1 protein-coding gene is annotated in these 654 nt (G+C 31.0%); it reads right to left on the bottom strand.

All coding sequences use genetic code 11. The features are described 5' to 3' along the window. Positions 1–55: 55 nt before the first annotated feature. Entirely contained in the window at positions 56–574 is a 519-nt protein-coding gene (locus tag IF125_RS14210; protein WP_225542931.1) for a DUF2490 domain-containing protein, read from the bottom strand. Between the last annotated feature and the right edge of the window lie 80 nt (positions 575–654).

Genomic DNA, 654 nt, shown 5'->3' with positions numbered 1-654 from the left:
ACAAATACGAATATATGTACTGTTTAAAATAAAGTTTTATTAGTCTAATCCTGTATCATTTTTTCAGGACGTTACATATTTTGAATGGATTTTCCCATGTAATATCTATGGAAGCATAATGTGTGCTATGCGTAGCATTTTTTTCAATTAAATTATTCATATATCCTAAACTAATAGCCAACGGAGTGTTCTGTGGTCTAAAAGTATAAAACAAGGTAAAACGTGATTCTTTATATTTAAAACGACTCCATTCCTTGGATAAATTATGTTTATTCGTTGCAAAAAGAATTTCTGCACCTCCTGTAATCGTATGATGATTTTCTGAATCAATCGGAACTGAAATTTGTGATTTTAAACGAGAACGCAATTGTATAGGTTCATCCGTATTTTTCCAGTGATGATCGACAAATTTACGAGCTTCTTGTCGTACCGTTTGTGTTAATTTGACTTTCCCTATTGAAGTAGAATACGCCACACGTCCATAAATTCTCATTTCATTTTGTGTCGATATGTTTTCGATATCATCATCCATCGAATATTCCATTTGTTTACGATAACTTAAGGCATAAGACACTTTCTGTAATCTTCCCTAAAAACCGGAACGTTTAAAAATATAGTTTATTAACTTAGGGATAATTATGAAACAAAGCAATT

It is taken from the genome of Empedobacter stercoris, from assembly GCF_020281205.1.
Lineage (GTDB): Bacteria > Bacteroidota > Bacteroidia > Flavobacteriales > Weeksellaceae > Empedobacter > Empedobacter stercoris.
This window is presented reverse-complemented; position numbering and strand designations above follow the sequence as displayed.